The sequence below is a fragment of the Nonomuraea sp. NPDC049480 genome (assembly GCF_044465905.1).
GTDB lineage: Bacteria > Actinomycetota > Actinomycetes > Streptosporangiales > Streptosporangiaceae > Nonomuraea.
The window spans coordinates 1-16,777 of record NZ_JBITMD010000048.1; the positions used below are offsets into that span (position 1 = coordinate 1).

The window sequence follows — 16,777 nt, forward strand, 5'->3', positions numbered from 1 at the left end:
CGGAACATCGCCTCACGCGGTGAGACGGGCTGGGCAGTGAGTCACGCTGCCTGACGCGGACCGGACCGTCGAAGCCATCGACGGCGAGGAGCTGCGAGCTCGGTCCGTTTACGGCCGAGAAGCTGACCACCTGCTCGACGAGCTCATCGCCGTAGCGCACCGGCGTCGCGCCCAGGGACTCGATGAACGCCTGGCTGGCCTCTGAGCCCGTCCCGAGCACCCGTACGCCCTGCGCTATGGCGATCTGGACGGCGAGGTGTCCGACGCCGCCCGCCGCCCCGTGCACCAGCACGGTGTCGCCGGCGGTCACCTGGAGGCTGTGCACGATCGCCTGGTAGGCGGTGAGCCCGGCGACCGGAAGCCCGGCGGCCTGGGCCCAGCTCAGGTTCTTCGGCTTGCGGACGAGCTGACGCGGTTCGGCCGAGATCTTCTCCGCGTAGGTGCCGTAGTGCATGGCCTGGCCGCGAACGTATCCGATCACCTCGTCGCCCGGCCGGAATCCCGCCGTCGCGACTCCGGTCTGCTCGACGACCCCGGCCAGATCCCACCCGGGCGTCACCGGAAAGAGAGAGTCCACGAGAGGGTCCACGGCTCCGCTCTGGAATGCCAGATCCGCCGGATTGAGCGCCGCTGCCTCGATCGTCACCAGAACGAGATCAGCGAACATCTTCGGATCCGGAACATCCACGACTTCAAGGACCTCGGGTCCGCCGTAGTTCCGGTATTGAACGGCTTTCACAGCTCTGCCTTTCGTATTGCGTGCAGTTCGGCGTGAACACTTCATGGCGCCGGGGGCTGGAAGGCGCACGGTCAAGCTGACCAGGGCTTCTACGGCGGAGCAATGACTGTCTGGGCAACAGGTAATACCTTGGAAGCATGAATCAGCTGGAGACCCGGGAACTCGCCTACTTCGTGGCCGTGGCCGAGACGCTGCACTTCGGCCAGGCCGCGGAACGCCTCGGCATCACACAGCCGCCCCTGTCCCGGGCCATCGCCCACCTGGAGAGGCGCGTGGGCGTTCCCCTGCTGGAACGCACCACGCGACACGTGAAGCTGACCGCCGGGGGCGAGGCCTTCCTGGCCGAGTGCCGCACGATCCTGGCGGCGATCGACACCGCCGTACGCAAGGCGCGCAAAGCCGCCGAGCAGCAGCGGGTCACCATCGCGGCACGGCCCGCCGCCGGCCCCGGAGTCCTGCCCGCGCTGCTCGCCGCCGGCGCACAGGGTGCGGACGGCGTGCTCACCGACGTCGTCTTCACCTACGACGAGGTCGGCGCTCTTCGGGACGGCACCGCGGACGTCGCCCTCATGTGCCAGACGGTTGCCACCCCCGGTCTCGAATTGATGGAGCTCGGCCCGGAGCGGCCGGTCGTCCTGCTCCCGGCGGGCCACCCTCTGGCCGACCGTCCCTTCCTGACACTCACCGAGGTGGAGGCGCTGCCGGGTTACGAGGCGCAACTGCCGAATGAGCCGCTGGACGTCATGGTCGACCGCGTCGCGCTCGGACGGCTCGTGGTCGTCGTCGGCGAAAGCGTCCGCGACCGCCTCGGCGGATTTGTACGGACAGTGCCCGTCCACGGATACCCAGTCACCCAGCTCGTGCTGGCCTGGCTCCCGGACGCGCACTCGGCCGTGTCCCGCCTCACCGCGACCGCCCACGCCGTGATGGCGGCGAACCCTGTTGCTCAGCCCGCCGCGTGAGCGGCCCGGCCAGCCGGAGTACGGCCGTGCACCACGTCCGAATCCGCCATCACGCATCAAGTGTCAGGCGGGGACGGGCTGGAAACGGGCGGGGACGTGTTTGTGCCAGGGGTTCAGGCGATGGGGTCGCGCCAGGTGAGGTCGGTGAGGGTGTTCAGGGCGACGCCGACGCGTTCGGTCCCGCCGTCCTCGGCCGGCAGGTCCACCTGGAGCCGGAACCAGGGGGCGGCGGCTACGGTCCTCAGATCGTTCGACAGAGGCGGGCCGCATCCAGCATCGCGGCATGGACATTTCTGCTCGCCACTGCGTCCCCTATGCGGAACAGCTGGAATGAACCGTCTTCGTTGCGCACCATCGACTGCGGCTTGCGAGCCAGCAGTTCCGTCAGGTCGACGGCCCCCAGGTTGGTCGAGGAAGCGAGCAGCTCGTCGTAGAGCTCCTGGACCGGATCGGTGCCCATCTCGGCCACGACGGCGTCGAAGGCGCGGTGTTCACGGAACTCGAAGCCGTCCACACCGAGTTCCGCCTTCAGGCCGTCCGGAGTCCTGGTGACCCCGTGCAGCCGTCGAAGGACGGTGACCGCGACACCGTTCTGCGCCAATGAGTTGAAGTAGTAGGAGGCCGTGAGCGAGCCGACGTCGGGGGAGAGGGTTCGCTCAGGCGTGACGATCTCGACGGTGGCGCCTCCACGGACGAGGGCCTCCACCGCGTCGAGTGCCTGGTTGCCGCCGTGGTCGTCGTAGACCATCACATGTCCCTGCAGTCGCTTGGCCCCGGAGAGTACGTCCCAGGTGTCATGGACCAGGCCGGCCCCGGGAATCCGGGGTGCCGCGGGTGTGCCGCCCGTCGCGACGATCACGACGTCCCATGACTGCTTGAGCAGCGTCCGGCCGTCGACGTAGGTGTTCAGCGAGATCGGAACGGCCAGGCGGGCGAGTTCGTCGGTTCTCCAGTCGATGATTCCGCGAAGATCGCGACGGCGAGGGGCCATCGAGGCCAGCAACAGTTGTCCGCCCACCTTGTCGCCGGCTTCGAAGAGATGCACGTCGTGACCGCGCTCCGCGAGGACCCGGGCCGCTTCCAGACCGGCGGGGCCGGCTCCGACCACCGCCACCCGCTTCGTCCCGCTCGCACGGTCGACGCGCTGGGGTACCTCGAGCTCGCGGCCGGTGGATGGGTTGTGTATGCAGAACGCCGCGCCGGAGCTGTAGATGCCGTCGATGCACATGTTGGCGCCGACGCACGGACGGATCTGGTCCGTGCGACCGTCGCGGACCTTGTTGGGCAGCTCGGGGTCAGCCATCAACGCCCTGGTCATGCCGACCAGATCGAGCAAGCCCTCCGCGATCGCGTACCGCGCCGTGGCGACATCGGTGATCCGGGCGGCGTGCATGACCGGGACGGAGAGCTTCTGCTTGATCCGCCCGGCGAACTCCAGGTGAGGAGAGGCCGGCGTGGACATCGGCGCAATGGCGCGGGCCAGGTCGGCGTCCGTGCCGATCGACCCCTTGATCAGACTGATGAAGTCGATCCCGGCTTCGGTGATGTCTTCGGCAATGCGCAGTGCCTCGTTCGTCTCGAGGCCGCCCTCGCGCTCTTCGTCGAAGGTCATGCGCGCGCCGATGATGAACTCCGGACCGACCGCTTCCCGGACGGCGCGGATGACCTGGAGCGGGTACCGCATCCGGTTTTCGTAGGAGCCGCCGTACTCGTCGTCCCGGTGGTTCCAGAAAGGCGTCCAGAACGAGTCCAAGAAGTGCCCGTAAGCCATGAGTTCGATGCCGTCGAGACCCGCGGACTGGCAGCGCTGTGCGACGTCGACGAAGTCCCGCAGCACTCGATCGAGGTCCCATCGCTCGGCCGCCTTGGCGAACGCGCGGTGTGCGGGCTCGCGGACATTGCTTGCCGAGATCGCCGGGATCCAGTCGTCGGTGTAATTGCTGGTGCGGTGACCGAGGTGCGTGAGCTGAGTCATCACGGCCGCGCCCTGCTCGTGGACCTCGTCGGCGAGCCGGCGCAGCCAAGGCTCCGCTTCGTCCTTCCAGAGCTGCAGATTTCCGAACGCGGGTGCGCTGTCACGGCTGACCAGAGCACTGCCGCCGATCATGGTCAACCCGACGCCTCCGCGGACCTTCTCGACGTGGTAAGCACGGTAGCGATCCTTGGGCAGGCCGTCCTCACTGTAGGCCGGCTCGTGGGACGTGCTGACGATGCGGTTACGCAGAGTCAGGTTCTTCAGGACGAACGGACTCATCAGGGGATCGTTGACGCTCATTCCACACCTCCAGTGTTTCGCGGCCAATCGACGCTCCAGCCGACGCCGTGCGCTTCGGCTCGCTGGTAGATGCTCCAGGCCGCCGCTGCGTCCTGGACACCGAGGCCGGAGCTGATGTACGTGACGATGTCGTCGTCGCTGCCGCGCCCGGTCGCGGCACCGGTCAGGACATGACCGAGTTCGAGGACATCCAGCTCCGCCGCGTCGGCCTGGGCCAGAGCCGCGACGATCGGACCGCAGTTCTGCCGTGCCGTCGGTTCATGATCGACGACGACGTGGCGGCCGGCGTGGAGGATGTCGGGTCCGATCTCGCAGCGGTGCCGGTCGAAGGATCCGACCGTGACGACGGTGGCACCGGGTGAGAGCTCGCGCGCGTGGAACAGTGGCTCGGTGGCCGAAGTGGCACAGACGACGACGTCCGCCTCGGCGATCGCGTCACTCAGGGACTCCACCTGCTCGACGGCGAACCCCTGCTCGCGCAGGCGGCCGATGGACGCGTCGAGCGAGGACGGGCGTGGTGACCACATTCCGGTCCAGGCGTAGGCTCTGTCCCGCTGCAGCGCAGCGATGTGCGCCTGTCCCTGTACGCCGGATCCCAGCACGAGGAGACGGGCTGCTTCCTTCCTGGCCAGTGCCCCGACCGCGAGCGCGCTCGCAGCCGCTGTGCGCAGCGTGGTGAGCGCTGTGCCATCCATGAAGGCCAGAGGGACGCCGGTGTGGGGGTCGAGCACGGCGACCACGGCATTCACGGTCGGCCGGCCTGCCACCGCGTTCCCGGGATTGATGCTCCCGAACTTGCAGACCGGGCCGCTTCGGCGATTGAGGCGGGAGGCGTAGCAGAAAATGGTGTCGGGATCGTCGGCGCGGCCACCCAGGATCTTCTCGGGCTGCCACGCCTCTCCCCGCGCAAGAGCGATGAACGCCGTCCGCTGCGAGATGATCGCGGTGTCGATGTCGAAGAGGGAACGGACGTCGTGCTCGTCAAGGAATCTCATGGCTGCCGCACCGTTCGCCACCGCGACGCCGACCGCGAGCGTGCCCACGACGCCGACCGCGAGCGTGCCCACTTGGCTCGCGCGCGTTCAAGGCGGCCGTCGCGCAACGCACGGCGGGTCGAAAGGAGGTCGGCCGGCATCACGTTCGCGGTCCCAGCCGCGACACCGGCGGTGCCCTCGGAGATCGCGGTCAGGGGAAGGCTGTCCCGGATGATGAAGGTGGGGAAGCCGGCGAGTTCACTCGTGGATCCACAGGTGACACCTGGCGCGTGCCTGGCCGGCCAGGGCGGCGCCGGCGAACCATATGACGACCGGGCCGCCCAGCAGCGAGGTACGTTATCCAGCCCATTTCCTGGGTTCGCGGTCATCACCGGCTCCGAGAGCGGTTTCCGGGCTCGCAGGATCGTGACGGCGCCCTGTCAGTCCTTACCGACAGGCGGACGGTGTCGTGGTGATCGAGACGAACTCGTGGTTTCTTGGGGACGCCGGCAGCGTGGCCGCCGGTGGCATGAAGTATGTGAAGGACAGGGGCGGCCGACAATGCCCCCGCTGTCCCGCCGGGCGCCGGGATACCCTTGAGTCAAAAATTCGGCTACGGTTGCCGACATGGTCGGCCGCCCGCGCAACGCCGTGATCTTCACCGAGGAGGAACGGGCCACACTGCTGCGGTGGACCCGCAGTCGCACCGGCTCACAGGCCCGGACTCTGCGTGCGCGGATCGTGCTGGCGTGTGAGGACGAGCCCACCAATACCGCCGTAGCCCAGCGCCTCGGCATCTCCCGCGACATGGTCGGCAAGTGGCGCGCCCGCTTCCTCGCCGAACGGCTGGCCGGCCTGGACGAGCAACCCCGTCCCGGCCGGCCTCCCATAGCCGACGACGACACCGTGGCGCACGTCCTCCTCCGCACTCTCACCCCGCCACCGCCCGGCGCCAGGCAGACCTGGACGACCCGTTCCATGGCGGCCGAGACCGGCCTGAGCCAGAGCACGGTGAGCCGGATCTGGCGGACCTACCGCCTCCAGCCGGGAGAGCGCGTCACGGTCGAGCGGCGCCGGGCGTGGTCCCTGCCGGACCACGCAGAGGAGATGGTCGGTCTGTTCCTGGCCCCACCGGTGTGCGTGCTCGCCGTGAGAACCCGTGCGGGAGGGGGCGGTGCCGTACGCACTGCTGCGGTGAGCGCCGGGGGCCGGCTGTTCGGCCGGGACCGGGAGACACCCCACGTACTGGCCGTGGCCGGCGCTTTCGCGGCCCTGCGGGGCAAACGGCACAAAGAAGACCAAACCTGGACGGACCGCCCTGCCCTGCGCACATTCCTGGAGCGGGTGAGCTCGGTGGCGGACGCCCGGGCAGGCGTGCACCTGTTGGCGCACGGCGTACCGGCGGAGGCACGCGGCGCCCGCCGGCAACCGGACACGGCCGCGCTCCCGCTGCGCTGGCACCGCGCACCCAGCCCAGCGGCATGGACCGACGAGATCCGGCGCCTCCTCGGCGCCGATGCTCAACTCCGACGTGAGGCCGCACCCGACTTGTCCCATCTTCGTGACGCGCTGCTGACCTGGTCCACCACATGGACCTCCTCCGCAGCCCCCTTCACCCTGATCGCCGCTCCGCGCCCGGCCTACGACACCCCGGCCATCTGCGGACGTGACAATGACTCGAATCTGCGGGACGCGCGCGCACTCCGCCGACCGGCCGTCCCCGATGCGCCCGGGATCCCGTTCCCCGACGCTCCGCCCGGCGCCCCCATCACTACTGACCCCGCCGTAGGCGTCCTGCGCGAAGCTCTCCTCGCCGGCGGCTACCGGCCCGGTGACCGCGTACGGGAGGCGCCGCTCGCGATCCGCCTCGGCCTCTCACGCAGGGTCGTCCGCGCGGGACTGCGGGCGCTGGCCGAGGAGGGCATGCTCGACCTGCTTCCGAGCGGTGCGACCGCCGTCCCCGCCGTCACGGCGAAGGATGTCCTCGATCTCTACGCCCTGCGTGCCAGCCTCGGTGCGCTGCTGATCCGCCGTGTCGCCATGCTCGGCCACGAACACCTCGGCCCCGCCTCGGCGGCCCTGGCGGAGATCCGCGCCGCCGCTCGGGACAACGATCACGTCCGCAGCGGGGAGGCCGACTTGCGGTTCCAGGACGCGCTCGCCCGTATCGCGGACCTCCCGCAGGCTGCCGGCACCTTCGAACGTCTCACGGCCCGCCTGCGCATGTTCGTCAGCGTTCTGGACATGGACTACAGCCAGGCCTGGGACACCGTCACCGACGAAGACACCGCCGTCCACGACGCGTTGCTCAGCGCCGACGGAAACGAGGCGGCCCGTCTGTGGCGGGTAAAGATCGAACGCTGCGTCCGCTTCATGATCGCCCGACTTCCCGAGGGCGACGTCGCCCCGCACCTGTGGACCACCTTGGCGGGCAGGCCCCGCCTGCGCCCGGAGCATCCGCGGCGCGCCGCGCACTGACCCGGAGAACCGGCGGCCCGTCGGACATATCTCCGACTGCGACAGTACGAGAGCGAGTCGTCGGTTTCACGGCCTCAGGCAAGCGCCGTGTCAGATGGCATCGCGAATGGCCTGTTCGAAGCCCACGACGTGACTGCGGGCGAGATGCGCCGCTTTGCCGGGGTCGCCGGCGACGATCGCCTCGATCAACGGTCCGTGTTCTTCGACGTGACCGGCCATGTCGGACAGCCGGTCGACGAACAGGCACCAGATGCGGGTGGCCAGGTTGTCGTGGCGGACGAGGGTGTCCTCCAGGTACGGGTTGTGCGTGGCGGCGTAGATGGCGCGGTGGACCTGAAGGTCCAAGTTTTCGCTACCCTTCAACTTCGCCCGCTCCGGTTGAGCGGCCTCGACAGCTGGTCGTCAGCGGCACGAGCGGATGGCGTCACAGCCCCTTGTCATGCGTCGATACGGACGTCACTCAAGGGCTTGGAGCAGCAGATCAGGATCTTGTTCTGGGCGACTTCGCGGGGACGGATCCCCCCGTTGTGCTGCATGTCGACTTCTCCGGAGAGCATGGTCGTCTTGCACGTCCCGCACATCCCCTGGGTGCACGAGGCCGGAGGCCTGAGTCCGGCCGTGTACGCGGCGTCCAGGAGGTTCTCATCCGCGGCGCAGGTGACGGTAAGGCCACTGCGGACGAACTCGACGCTGTAGGTGGTGGGCGCGCCGGCTTCCTCGTCCGGCGAAGGGGTGTGGTCACCCTCTGCGCCGTCGGGCAGCGTCGTGCCTCGGCCGCAGTGGACAGAAGGGGGTACGGCGAGGGCCGGGAGGCTTTCGAAGGAGAAGCTCTCCTCGTGGTACCTGCGCATGTCGTAGCCGACTTCCCCGAGCATCGCCCGGATCGACGCCATGTAGCCGGCAGGCCCGCAGGTGTAGGTCTCGCGTTCCTCAAGATCGGGTACGAGTGCCTGGAGCATGGCCGTTGACAGGCGGCCGCGCAGCCCCATCCACCGTTCCGAGGGATAGTCGTCTTCGCACACATGGACGACCCGGATGTTCGGCATCACCGCGGCAATGGCTTCCAGCTCGCGGCGGAAGATGATGTCCGCCGGCGTGCGGGCGCTGTGTACGAACAGGACGTCTGCGTCCGAGCCGAGGTCGTACAGAGTCCGGGTCATTGACATGACCGGGGTGATGCCGCTGCCGGCAGACAGGAACAAGTACCTCGGCCCTGGAGGGCCCGTGAGCGTGAAGCCGCCCAACGGTGCTTGGGCGGTGATCCGAGTGCCTGGCCCTACGTGGTCGTGCAGCCAGTTCGAGACCGGGCCGCCGGGAACACGCTTGACCGTGATCGAGATCAGGTGCGGTCGAGTCGGTGGCGACGAGATGGTGTAGCAGCGGCTGAATGCCGCACCGTCGATCTCAAGCTGGAGCGTGATGAACTGACCTGGGTCGAAGCTGAACGCGCGATGGCCTTCGGCCTCGAAGTGGAAGCTCTTGACGTCATGGGTGATCTCAAGGACCTTTCGGCACACCAGGACCGCTTGGTCCTCCTCACCCCAGCAGTCCGGAGCCCAGAGCGGAGGCGTCAAACCAGCACCCGCCTGGGCTGCGAACAGGTCACCTGCGATGACCGTGGTGTGCGGGCCAGTTCCTGCGACCACCACTTGAACCTCCAGTAGCACGGTGGGCACCCATTGATAATTCAAGATCGAACCCGCTGCGTCAGGTGAGCGGCGACTCGGTCATGCAAAGCGTTCAGTTCTGCTCGACCGCGCTCAGGCGGTGATGTCCTCGCCCGAGCGGACACTCGTTGCCCCTGACCCTCATACATTTTGTCCCGCCTGGCGCAACTTTCTTGCTATACGAGACAAGGGTGGATCTGCCGGTCCTGGTTGTCAACAGGCTTCATCTGGTCACCGAGGGGGTCTCAGGGGTGACGTGACTGCTTGCTCGTTAAGCGGATCACTGGCGAAACCGCCATGAAATCAAGCTTTTACCGAGTCGGTGTCAATCCGCCAAAACCACCGCGCTGGGCCCTTGACATGGTATTGAGGCACTCCTAGCCTCGTTTCGCACAGCGCATTTGTCCCACGGTACGCAACAGGGACTGGTTGTGAATTCTTGATCATGATTGGGAGATGTCCCGTGAGATTCTCGACCGGCACTCCGGCATCGGCCCCTGACATCGCTGAGATGGTCGCGCGGCGAGCGGTCGGCTACAGCCTTGAGGCGCCCTTCTACACCAGCGAAGAGGTGTACGACCTCGACCTCGATGTCATATTCGGCAAGCACTGGCTGTTCGCCTGTACAGAGGCGGAGCTTGCCGAGCCGGGCGACTATGTCACTCTGGACGTCGGGCGGCACTCGATCATCATTGTGCGTGATGACGACGGGAACGTTCGATCCCTGCGCAACGTGTGCCGGCACCGTGGCTCCCGGATCCTGGAAAACCCTTGTGGTTCCGTGGGCAACCTGGTCTGCCCCTACCACCAGTGGACCTACCGCACCGACGGCAGCCTGATCTTCGCCGAGGGCCAGCCCCCCTCGTTCGACCGTCAGCGGTTCGGCCTCAAGTCCGTCAGTGTGCGCACCGTGGCCGGTCTGGTCCTGGTGTGCCTCTCCGATGAGCCGCCGACGGACATCGACGAGGTGGCCGCGGTCATCGAGCCCTACCTCGCGCCCTACCGGCTCCAGGACGCGAAGGTCGCGCATCAGATCGACCTGATCGAGGGGGGCAACTGGAAGCTGGTGATGGAGAACAACCGCGAGTGCCAGCACTGCGATGTCGGCCACCCCGAGTTGCTCAGCGCCTACTTCGCCTTCGGCCTTTACGCCGAGGGCGATGACCGCCCGCGGATGCGTGCTGTTCTCGAGCGGTACCGGGCCGCCGAGGCTCGTCTGCAGTCTGCCTGCGCGGCGACCAGCATCCCGCTCGGCGGGCATCGCGAGCTCGACGGCCGGCCCACCGGGTACCAGATCTCCCACCTGCCGCTCGACGGCGCCGGCATCTCATTCGGAGCGGCGGGGGCGCAGCTCAGTCGCAGGCTGATGGGCCAGATCGCCGTCCCTCAGTTCGGCGACATGTCACTGCACCTGCAGCCCAACTCGTGGTTCCATATGCTCAGCGACCATGCCGTGGTCTTCCGCGCCGTGCCTGTCGCGCCGGACAAGACCCTGGTGCGCACCACCTGGCTGGTGAACGCCGACGCCGTAGAAGGTGTCGACTATGACATCGACTCCCTGACCGCCGTGTGGAGTGCCACCAACGATCAGGACCGAGCATTCGTCGAGATGGCCCAGCGCGGTGCGAGTGACCCGGGATACGAGCCGGGCCCCTTTGCGGCAATCGAGGGCGACGTCGAGGCGTTCGACAACTGGTACATAGAGCGCCTGCGAGAGCATCTCGGCCTCAATGAGGCTCACCAGGCCCTCCTCACTCAGGCCTCAGGCCAGTGATCATCCACCGAGTACTCAAAGCTTCGGGCCCCGTGGACTTCACGTGTCTGGCAGCCGAGTGCGCACCACAACCGGCGACGGGAGTCCGGCATGAACGCGATTGTGGCTCATGAGACGTACAAGGTTTTCGGCAAGCGCCCCGACCGTGGCGTCGCACGTCTGCGCGAAGGGGCGACGCGTGAGGAACTCCGCAAGGAAGGCATCACCGCGGCTGTGATCGATGCGTCCTTCGAGGTACGCGAAGGCGAGATCTTCGTCGTCATGGGATTGTCCGGCTCGGGCAAGTCGACGCTGATCCGCATGGTGAACAGCCTGTTGCAACCGACCGCGGGGGAGTTGCTCGTCTTCGGCGAAGACGTCGTCACGATGAATCAGCAGCAGCTGCGACGCATGCGCCGCGAGAAGGTCAGCATGGTCTTCCAGCACTTCGCGTTGTTTCCGCATCGCACAGTGGGTGAGAACGCCGCGTACGGCTTGAGGATCCAGGGGATCCCGAAGGACGAGCACGAGCGTCGCGCCAAGGAAGCACTGCGCCTGGTGGGGCTGAAGGGCTGGGAAGACTCACTTCCGGGACAACTGTCCGGAGGTATGCGGCAACGCGTCGGCCTGGCGAGAGCACTGGCGACAGGCACCAACATCCTGCTGATGGACGAGGCGTTCAGCGCCCTGGATCCCCTGATCAAGCGTGAGATGCAGGACCAGTTGATCGAGCTCCAGCACAAGCTGGGCAAGACCATCCTCTTCATCACGCACGATCTGAACGAGGCGATGCGCCTCGGGGACAGAATCGCGATGATGCGCGATGGGCGGATCGTCCAGATCGGCACGGCAGAGCAGATTCTCAACGATCCGGCCGACGACTTCGTCGCCCAGTTCGTTCAGGATGTCGATCGAACGCGCGTTCTGACCGCCAGTGCCGTCATGACCCCACCGGTGGCTCTGGTCGGATCCGAGCAGGGACCCCGAGCCGTACAGAAACTGATGCGTGAGCATCAGACCGGGCGCCTCTTCGTGGTCGACCGGAACAAGAAACTGTGCGGTGCCGTCGACGAAGAGGCGATCGTCAGAGCCGTACGGGACGGGGCGGAGTCCCTCGACGGCGTTCTCGACGACCAGGTGGTCAGTGTGCCCGAGCATGCCCACCTCGCAGAACTGCTGGCATTGAGTGCGGACACTCCCAAGGCCCTCGCTGTTGTGGACGACGAAGGCCGAATGGTGGGGGTCCTCGCCAGAGTCACGCTGCTTCAAGCTCTGGGTCAACGCGGTGGCGCACATCACGCCAGCAGCGGCCAGGCCTCTGCCATGCAGGAGCTCCATTCTGATCACGCCCGAACGAGGTGAGTGGCGGTGACTGTACAGTCGCTGATCGAAATCCCCAAGATCCCCGTCGGGGATGCGCTCCAGGACTTCTTTGATTGGCTCACCACACATTTGGGTGGGTTCTTCGACGCGGTGAGCAATGTCATCGGCTCCGCTGTCGACGGATTCATCAGCCTGCTCGAAGCTCCGGACCCCGTTGTTCTGGCGCTGATCTTCGCCCTGATCGGGATGCTGGTGAAAGGGTGGAAGTTCGCCCTCGCCGGCCTGCTCGGGTTGATGTTCATCATCAGCATGGGTCAGTGGGCCGCCGCGATGCAGACGCTGGCGCTCGTTCTGGTCGCCACCGTGGCCGCAGTTCTGATCGCGATCCCCACAGGGGTACTCGCAGCGCGCAAGCGGTGGGCGAGTGCAGCGCTCAGGCCAGTCATGGATCTGATGCAGACGATGCCCGCATTCGTGTGGCTGGTACCCGTCGTCACGCTGTTCAGCATCGGCGTCGTCCCGGCTGTCATCGCCACAATCATCTTTGCGCTGCCGCCGGGCGTGCGACTCACGGAACTGGGGATCCGGAACGTGGACGCGGAGGTCGTCGAGGCGGCCCACGCGTTCGGTTCCACGCCCCGCCAGACTCTGCTCGGCGTACAACTGCCGCTGGCGCTCCCGACGATCATGGCGGGGGTCAACCAGGTCATCATGATGTCCCTCTCGATGGCTGTGATCGCTGGTCTGGTCGGAGCGGAGGGGCTGGGCGGTCAGGTGACAACCGCCATCGCGACGCTGGATCTGGGCCTTGGTTTCGAGGCAGGGCTCTCGGTGGTGATCTTGGCCATCTATCTGGATCGGGTCACGGCCTCCATCGGACAGGGCAAGGGCGGCGGGAGGCGCGGTTTCTGGCCGCGCAAGCAACGGCCGTCCGCTCAGGAACAAGAGGATTCCACTCTCGACGAGGGTGGAGCGAAATCGCCCGCAGCGGTCGAAATCGAGTCAGCAAGGGTCGGCGGATAGCGCGCTGCAGCCATCCGGAACGTGAGAGGAACACAAATATGGCGAAGCGACACAGGGCCTTGTCGGTGCGGCTCAGTATTGCCGTGGCGGTGCTCGCCCTGGCTGCGGCCGGCTGCGCAGGCAACAGTGGCACCAATGGCACCAGCGGGTCCGGTAGTGACGGCAAGTCCATCACGATGGGTGTGATCCCGGGATGGACCGACGAGACGAGCACGGCGTACCTGCTCAAGAACGTGCTGGAGAGCAAGGGCTACACCGTCAAGATCACGAAGCTCAGCGACAACGCCCCGATGTACACGGCGCTCGCGAACGGGGACATCGACGTCCTTTCCTCCGCCTGGCCGGAGCGTACGCACAAGGCCTTCATGGACAAGTACGGCGACAAGATCGAGGACATCGGCACGTTTTACCAGGGCGCAGGGCTCTTTCTCGCGGTGCCCACGGACTCCGCTATCAAGTCCATCGCCGACCTGCCCAGCCATGCGAAGGAGCTCGACGGCAAGATCATCGGAATCGAGCCGGGCGCCGGTCTGACGAAGGCGGCGCAGGACGACGTCTTCCCTGCCTACGGGCTCGACAGCGATTTCAAGCTGGTGACTTCCTCGACGACCGCGATGCTCACGGAGCTGAAGAAGGCCACGGCGACGAAGAAGCCCATCGCGGTGACGCTGTGGAAGCCGTTCTGGGCCAACCAGGCCTTCGCCGTCCGGCCCCTTGAGGACCCGAAGGGGGCGTTCGGCAAGTCGGAAGGTCTGCACAGCATCGCTCGCGACGGATTCTCCAAGGACTTCCCGGAGGTCGCCAACATGATCAAGAACTTCAAGCTCGACGACACGCAGTACGGCAGCTTGGAGGACACCGTGGTCAACAAGTTCGGCGAGGGCGAGGAGGCGAAGGCCGTTCAGGCGTGGCTCGACAAGAACCCCGGCTACGCCACGTCCCTGGAGAAGTACCTGACGAAGTGACGCGGCTGCCCGGTACGGCACCGTCTTCGCGTCAGGCAGAGCGCCGTACCGGGCCAGCGGTTCACACACCAGGCGGGAGTCATGTGACGACGCCCGCCACGCACGCCGGAAACTCGCTTCACATCCAGGAGCAGGACGGAGTCACCGCACATGGCAGGCAACAAGGTCGTGGTCTACCAGGGGCCTGGGAAGGTCGGCATCGAGAAGATCGACTATCCCAAGCTAGAGCTCCCCGACGACGTGGTGAAAGGGCTGGGCATCAAGAAGGCCGCGCCGCACGCCGTCGTACTGAAACTGGTCACCACCAATATCTGTGGCAGCGACCAGCACATGGTCCGCGGCCGTACGACGGCCCCGATCGGCCAGACGCTGGGCCACGAGATCACCGGCGAAGTGGTCGAGGTGGGTGACGACGTCCTTTTCGTCAAAGAGGGCGACATCTGCTCGGTGCCGTTCAACATCGCCTGCGGGCGCTGTCGGATGTGCAACGAGGGCAAGACCGGGATCTGCCTGAACGTCAACCCGGCCCGTGCCGGCGCGGCGTACGGCTACGTCGACATGGGCGGATGGCTGGGCGGCCAGGCGGAGTACGTCATGGTGCCGTTCGCGGACTTCAACCTCCTGAAGTTCCCCGACCGCGACGCGGCGTTGGCCAAGATCCTCGACCTGACGATGCTGTCCGACATCTTCCCGACCGGTTACCACGGCGCCTACACCGCCGGCGTCACCACCGGCTCCACCGTGTACGTCGCGGGCGCCGGACCCGTCGGCCTCGCCGCGGCGTACTCCGCGCAGTTGCTGGGGGCCTCGGTCGTCATCGTCGGTGACATGAACGCCGACCGGCTCACGCAGGCCCGGAGCTTCGGCTGCGAGACCGTCGACCTCAGCAGCGGCAACAACCTGGCCGACATGATCGCGGACATCGTGGGCGAGCCGGAGGTCGACGCCGCCGTCGACGCGGTGGGCTTCGAGGCTCGCGGACACGGGGCAGGGGCCGGCGAAGCTCCGGCGACGGTACTCAACGACATGATGACCGTCGCTCGCGCCGGCGCCTCGCTCGGCATCCCGGGGCTCTACGTCACGGGCGACCCCGGTGCGGTCGACGACGCGGCCAAGGTGGGGCAGATCGGCGTGCGCCTGGGCCTCGGCTGGGCCAAGTCGCACGAGTTCACCACCGGCCAGTGCCCGGTCAAGCGCTACAACCGGCGACTGATGAACCTCATCCTGGCCGACAAGGCGCACATCGCCAAGGCGGTCAACGCCGTCACGATCGGACTCGACGCGGCGCCGCAGGGCTACCAAGAGTTCGACCAGGGCGCGGCGAAGAAGTACGTCATCGATCCGCACGGGATGGTGGCCGCCTGACCCGTCCAGCCGGCGGCCGCAGCCACGATGTGGCCGCTCGGCTCGACGCCGGCACGGTGTGGGTCAACTCCCACCTCGTGCTTGCCAACGAGGTGCCCTGGGGAGGCTTCAAGGGCTCGGGGTATGGGCGAGACCTGTCGATCTACGCGCTCGACGACTACTCGCGTACGAAGCACGTCATGCACTATCACGGCCGCTGACCTCCCGTCGGTCACCAGAGCCAGGTTGGCTCCAAACCCTCGCGAACGCTGAGGCGCCCGGCAGCACTCTGCCGGGCGCCCCTGTTCGTTTCCTGGCCGAGTCCCCGGCCGGCGGGCCGCAATCCGGTGCCAGGTCCGCCGCTACGACAGGTCACCGATGGCCCACACGACACGACGGCGGGCCTGCTGCTGAAGTCGGACAGGCGCGAGTCAGCCGGTCTTCGGATACCCGTTGCGCTCTGAGATCTCCGCGGCAGCCGACAGCAGGTGTTCGGCGATGTTGGGGATGGTGTCCTCGCCGATGCGGAACGCGGGACCGGAGACCACCAAGGCGGCGGCTACCTGGCCGTCGTGAGCCCGGATCGGCGCCGCGACGGCCGCGAGTCCGATCTCCTGTTCCTCGATGACTCGGGCATAACCGTGCTTGCGCACGGTCTCCAGTTCGCTCTCCAAAGCGTCCGGATCGGTGATCGTGTGCGGGGTGAGAGCTGTCAACTCCGCGTCGAGGTAGGTCTGCAATTCGGCGCGGGGCATGTACGCGAGAAAAACCTTGCCGGCAGAAGTCGGGTGAAGAGGATGACGCTGCCCGACCCGGTTCACGATGGTGAGCGAGGACGAGCCGTTTACCTGGTCGATACTGACCACTGTGCGGCCCTCATGCACCGCGACAATGACGGTCTCCTTCAACTCCTCCGCGAGGCGGTTGCACACGGTGCGACTGATCACGGTCAGATCGTGGTTCTGGTCCACTCCCTCGGCCAAACGCAAGACGCCGGAGGCCAGACGGTACCCCCCTCGCGTGGAGGCTTGCTCGACCAGGCCTCTGGCCTCCAGAGTGGCAATCAGCCGAGACACCGTTGACTTGTGCACGGAGATCTCGTTGGAGATCTCCGTGACGCCGGCGACGCGGCGCTGAGCGAGCACTTGGAGAATCGAGATCGCCCTGTCTACCGAATGGACCGAAGTGTCTCGCCCCTGCCTGCGCCCGTCGCTCACATTGGACAAGATACAGAGTCGTCTACTCGCTGACGAAATTTATCAAATTAAACGTGT

Annotated in this window: 14 protein-coding genes; 8 read left to right on the forward strand and 6 right to left on the reverse strand. The window is 66.8% G+C overall.

Annotated features, from left to right (window positions below):
• Window positions 1-667, reverse strand: a 667-nt coding sequence (locus ACIBX3_RS58550) for an NADP-dependent oxidoreductase (RefSeq protein ID WP_397129529.1), incomplete at its 3' end; no start/stop codon positions are given.
• 209 nt (window positions 668-876) lie between these two features.
• Here ACIBX3_RS58550 and ACIBX3_RS58555 point away from each other — a divergent pair.
• Window positions 877-1,701: a LysR family transcriptional regulator gene (locus tag ACIBX3_RS58555; protein ID WP_397129530.1), complete on the forward strand. Its 825-nt coding sequence runs from the start codon at window positions 877-879 to the stop codon at window positions 1,699-1,701.
• A gap of 241 nt (window positions 1,702-1,942) precedes the next feature.
• Here ACIBX3_RS58555 and ACIBX3_RS58560 read toward each other — a convergent pair whose 3' ends face one another.
• Both ACIBX3_RS58560 and ACIBX3_RS58565 read right to left on the reverse strand, forming a co-directional pair.
• A complete protein-coding gene (locus ACIBX3_RS58560) occupies window positions 1,943-3,955 on the reverse strand; it encodes an FAD-dependent oxidoreductase (protein WP_397129531.1) in 2,013 nt (670 codons plus the stop codon).
• A gap of 17 nt (window positions 3,956-3,972) precedes the next feature.
• The gene (locus ACIBX3_RS58565; protein ID WP_397129532.1) at window positions 3,973-4,971 is read right to left on the reverse strand and encodes an ornithine cyclodeaminase family protein; all 999 of its coding nucleotides are present in this window, start codon (window positions 4,969-4,971) and stop codon (window positions 3,973-3,975) included.
• Window positions 4,972-5,577: 606 nt separating this feature from the next.
• Here ACIBX3_RS58565 and ACIBX3_RS58570 point away from each other — a divergent pair.
• A complete protein-coding gene (locus ACIBX3_RS58570; RefSeq protein WP_397129533.1) occupies window positions 5,578-7,428 on the forward strand; it encodes a helix-turn-helix domain-containing protein in 1,851 nt (616 codons plus the stop codon).
• A gap of 90 nt (window positions 7,429-7,518) precedes the next feature.
• On the opposite strand, the gene ACIBX3_RS58575 is transcribed toward ACIBX3_RS58570, so the two are convergent.
• Both ACIBX3_RS58575 and ACIBX3_RS58580 read right to left on the reverse strand, forming a co-directional pair.
• Window positions 7,519-7,773, reverse strand: coding sequence for an FCD domain-containing protein (locus ACIBX3_RS58575; RefSeq protein ID WP_397129534.1), 255 nt, complete (start codon window positions 7,771-7,773; stop codon window positions 7,519-7,521).
• A gap of 92 nt (window positions 7,774-7,865) precedes the next feature.
• Window positions 7,866-9,074, reverse strand: a complete 1,209-nt coding sequence (locus ACIBX3_RS58580) for a 2Fe-2S iron-sulfur cluster-binding protein (RefSeq protein ID WP_397129535.1) — start codon at window positions 9,072-9,074, stop codon at window positions 7,866-7,868.
• 484 nt (window positions 9,075-9,558) lie between these two features.
• Between ACIBX3_RS58580 and ACIBX3_RS58585 the strand changes: the two genes are divergently transcribed.
• The 6 genes from ACIBX3_RS58585 to ACIBX3_RS58610 all read left to right on the forward strand — a co-directional run bounded on the left by ACIBX3_RS58585 (window position 9,559) and on the right by ACIBX3_RS58610 (window position 15,724).
• Window positions 9,559-10,869, forward strand: a complete 1,311-nt coding sequence (locus tag ACIBX3_RS58585; RefSeq protein ID WP_397129536.1) for an aromatic ring-hydroxylating dioxygenase subunit alpha — start codon at window positions 9,559-9,561, stop codon at window positions 10,867-10,869.
• Window positions 10,870-10,959: 90 nt separating this feature from the next.
• Window positions 10,960-12,210 (forward strand): glycine betaine/L-proline ABC transporter ATP-binding protein, encoded by a 1,251-nt coding sequence (locus tag ACIBX3_RS58590; protein WP_397129537.1) that lies wholly within the window; start codon window positions 10,960-10,962, stop codon window positions 12,208-12,210.
• A gap of 6 nt (window positions 12,211-12,216) precedes the next feature.
• A complete protein-coding gene (locus ACIBX3_RS58595) occupies window positions 12,217-13,194 on the forward strand; it encodes an ABC transporter permease (RefSeq protein WP_397129538.1) in 978 nt (325 codons plus the stop codon).
• Between the two features lie 38 nt (window positions 13,195-13,232).
• Window positions 13,233-14,159: a glycine betaine ABC transporter substrate-binding protein gene (locus ACIBX3_RS58600; RefSeq protein WP_397129539.1), complete on the forward strand. Its 927-nt coding sequence runs from the start codon at window positions 13,233-13,235 to the stop codon at window positions 14,157-14,159.
• Window positions 14,160-14,309: 150 nt separating this feature from the next.
• Window positions 14,310-15,524, forward strand: a complete 1,215-nt coding sequence (fdhA, locus tag ACIBX3_RS58605; RefSeq protein ID WP_397129540.1) for a formaldehyde dehydrogenase, glutathione-independent — start codon at window positions 14,310-14,312, stop codon at window positions 15,522-15,524.
• Window positions 15,525-15,553: 29 nt separating this feature from the next.
• On the forward strand, window positions 15,554-15,724 hold the full coding sequence (locus tag ACIBX3_RS58610) for an aldehyde dehydrogenase family protein (protein WP_397129542.1): 171 nt from the start codon (window positions 15,554-15,556) through the stop codon (window positions 15,722-15,724).
• A 210-nt stretch (window positions 15,725-15,934) separates the two neighbouring features.
• Here the strand turns inward: ACIBX3_RS58610 and ACIBX3_RS58615 are convergent, their stop codons facing one another.
• On the reverse strand, window positions 15,935-16,720 hold the full coding sequence (locus tag ACIBX3_RS58615; RefSeq protein ID WP_397129543.1) for an IclR family transcriptional regulator: 786 nt from the start codon (window positions 16,718-16,720) through the stop codon (window positions 15,935-15,937).
• Window positions 16,721-16,777: the final 57 nt, after the last annotated feature.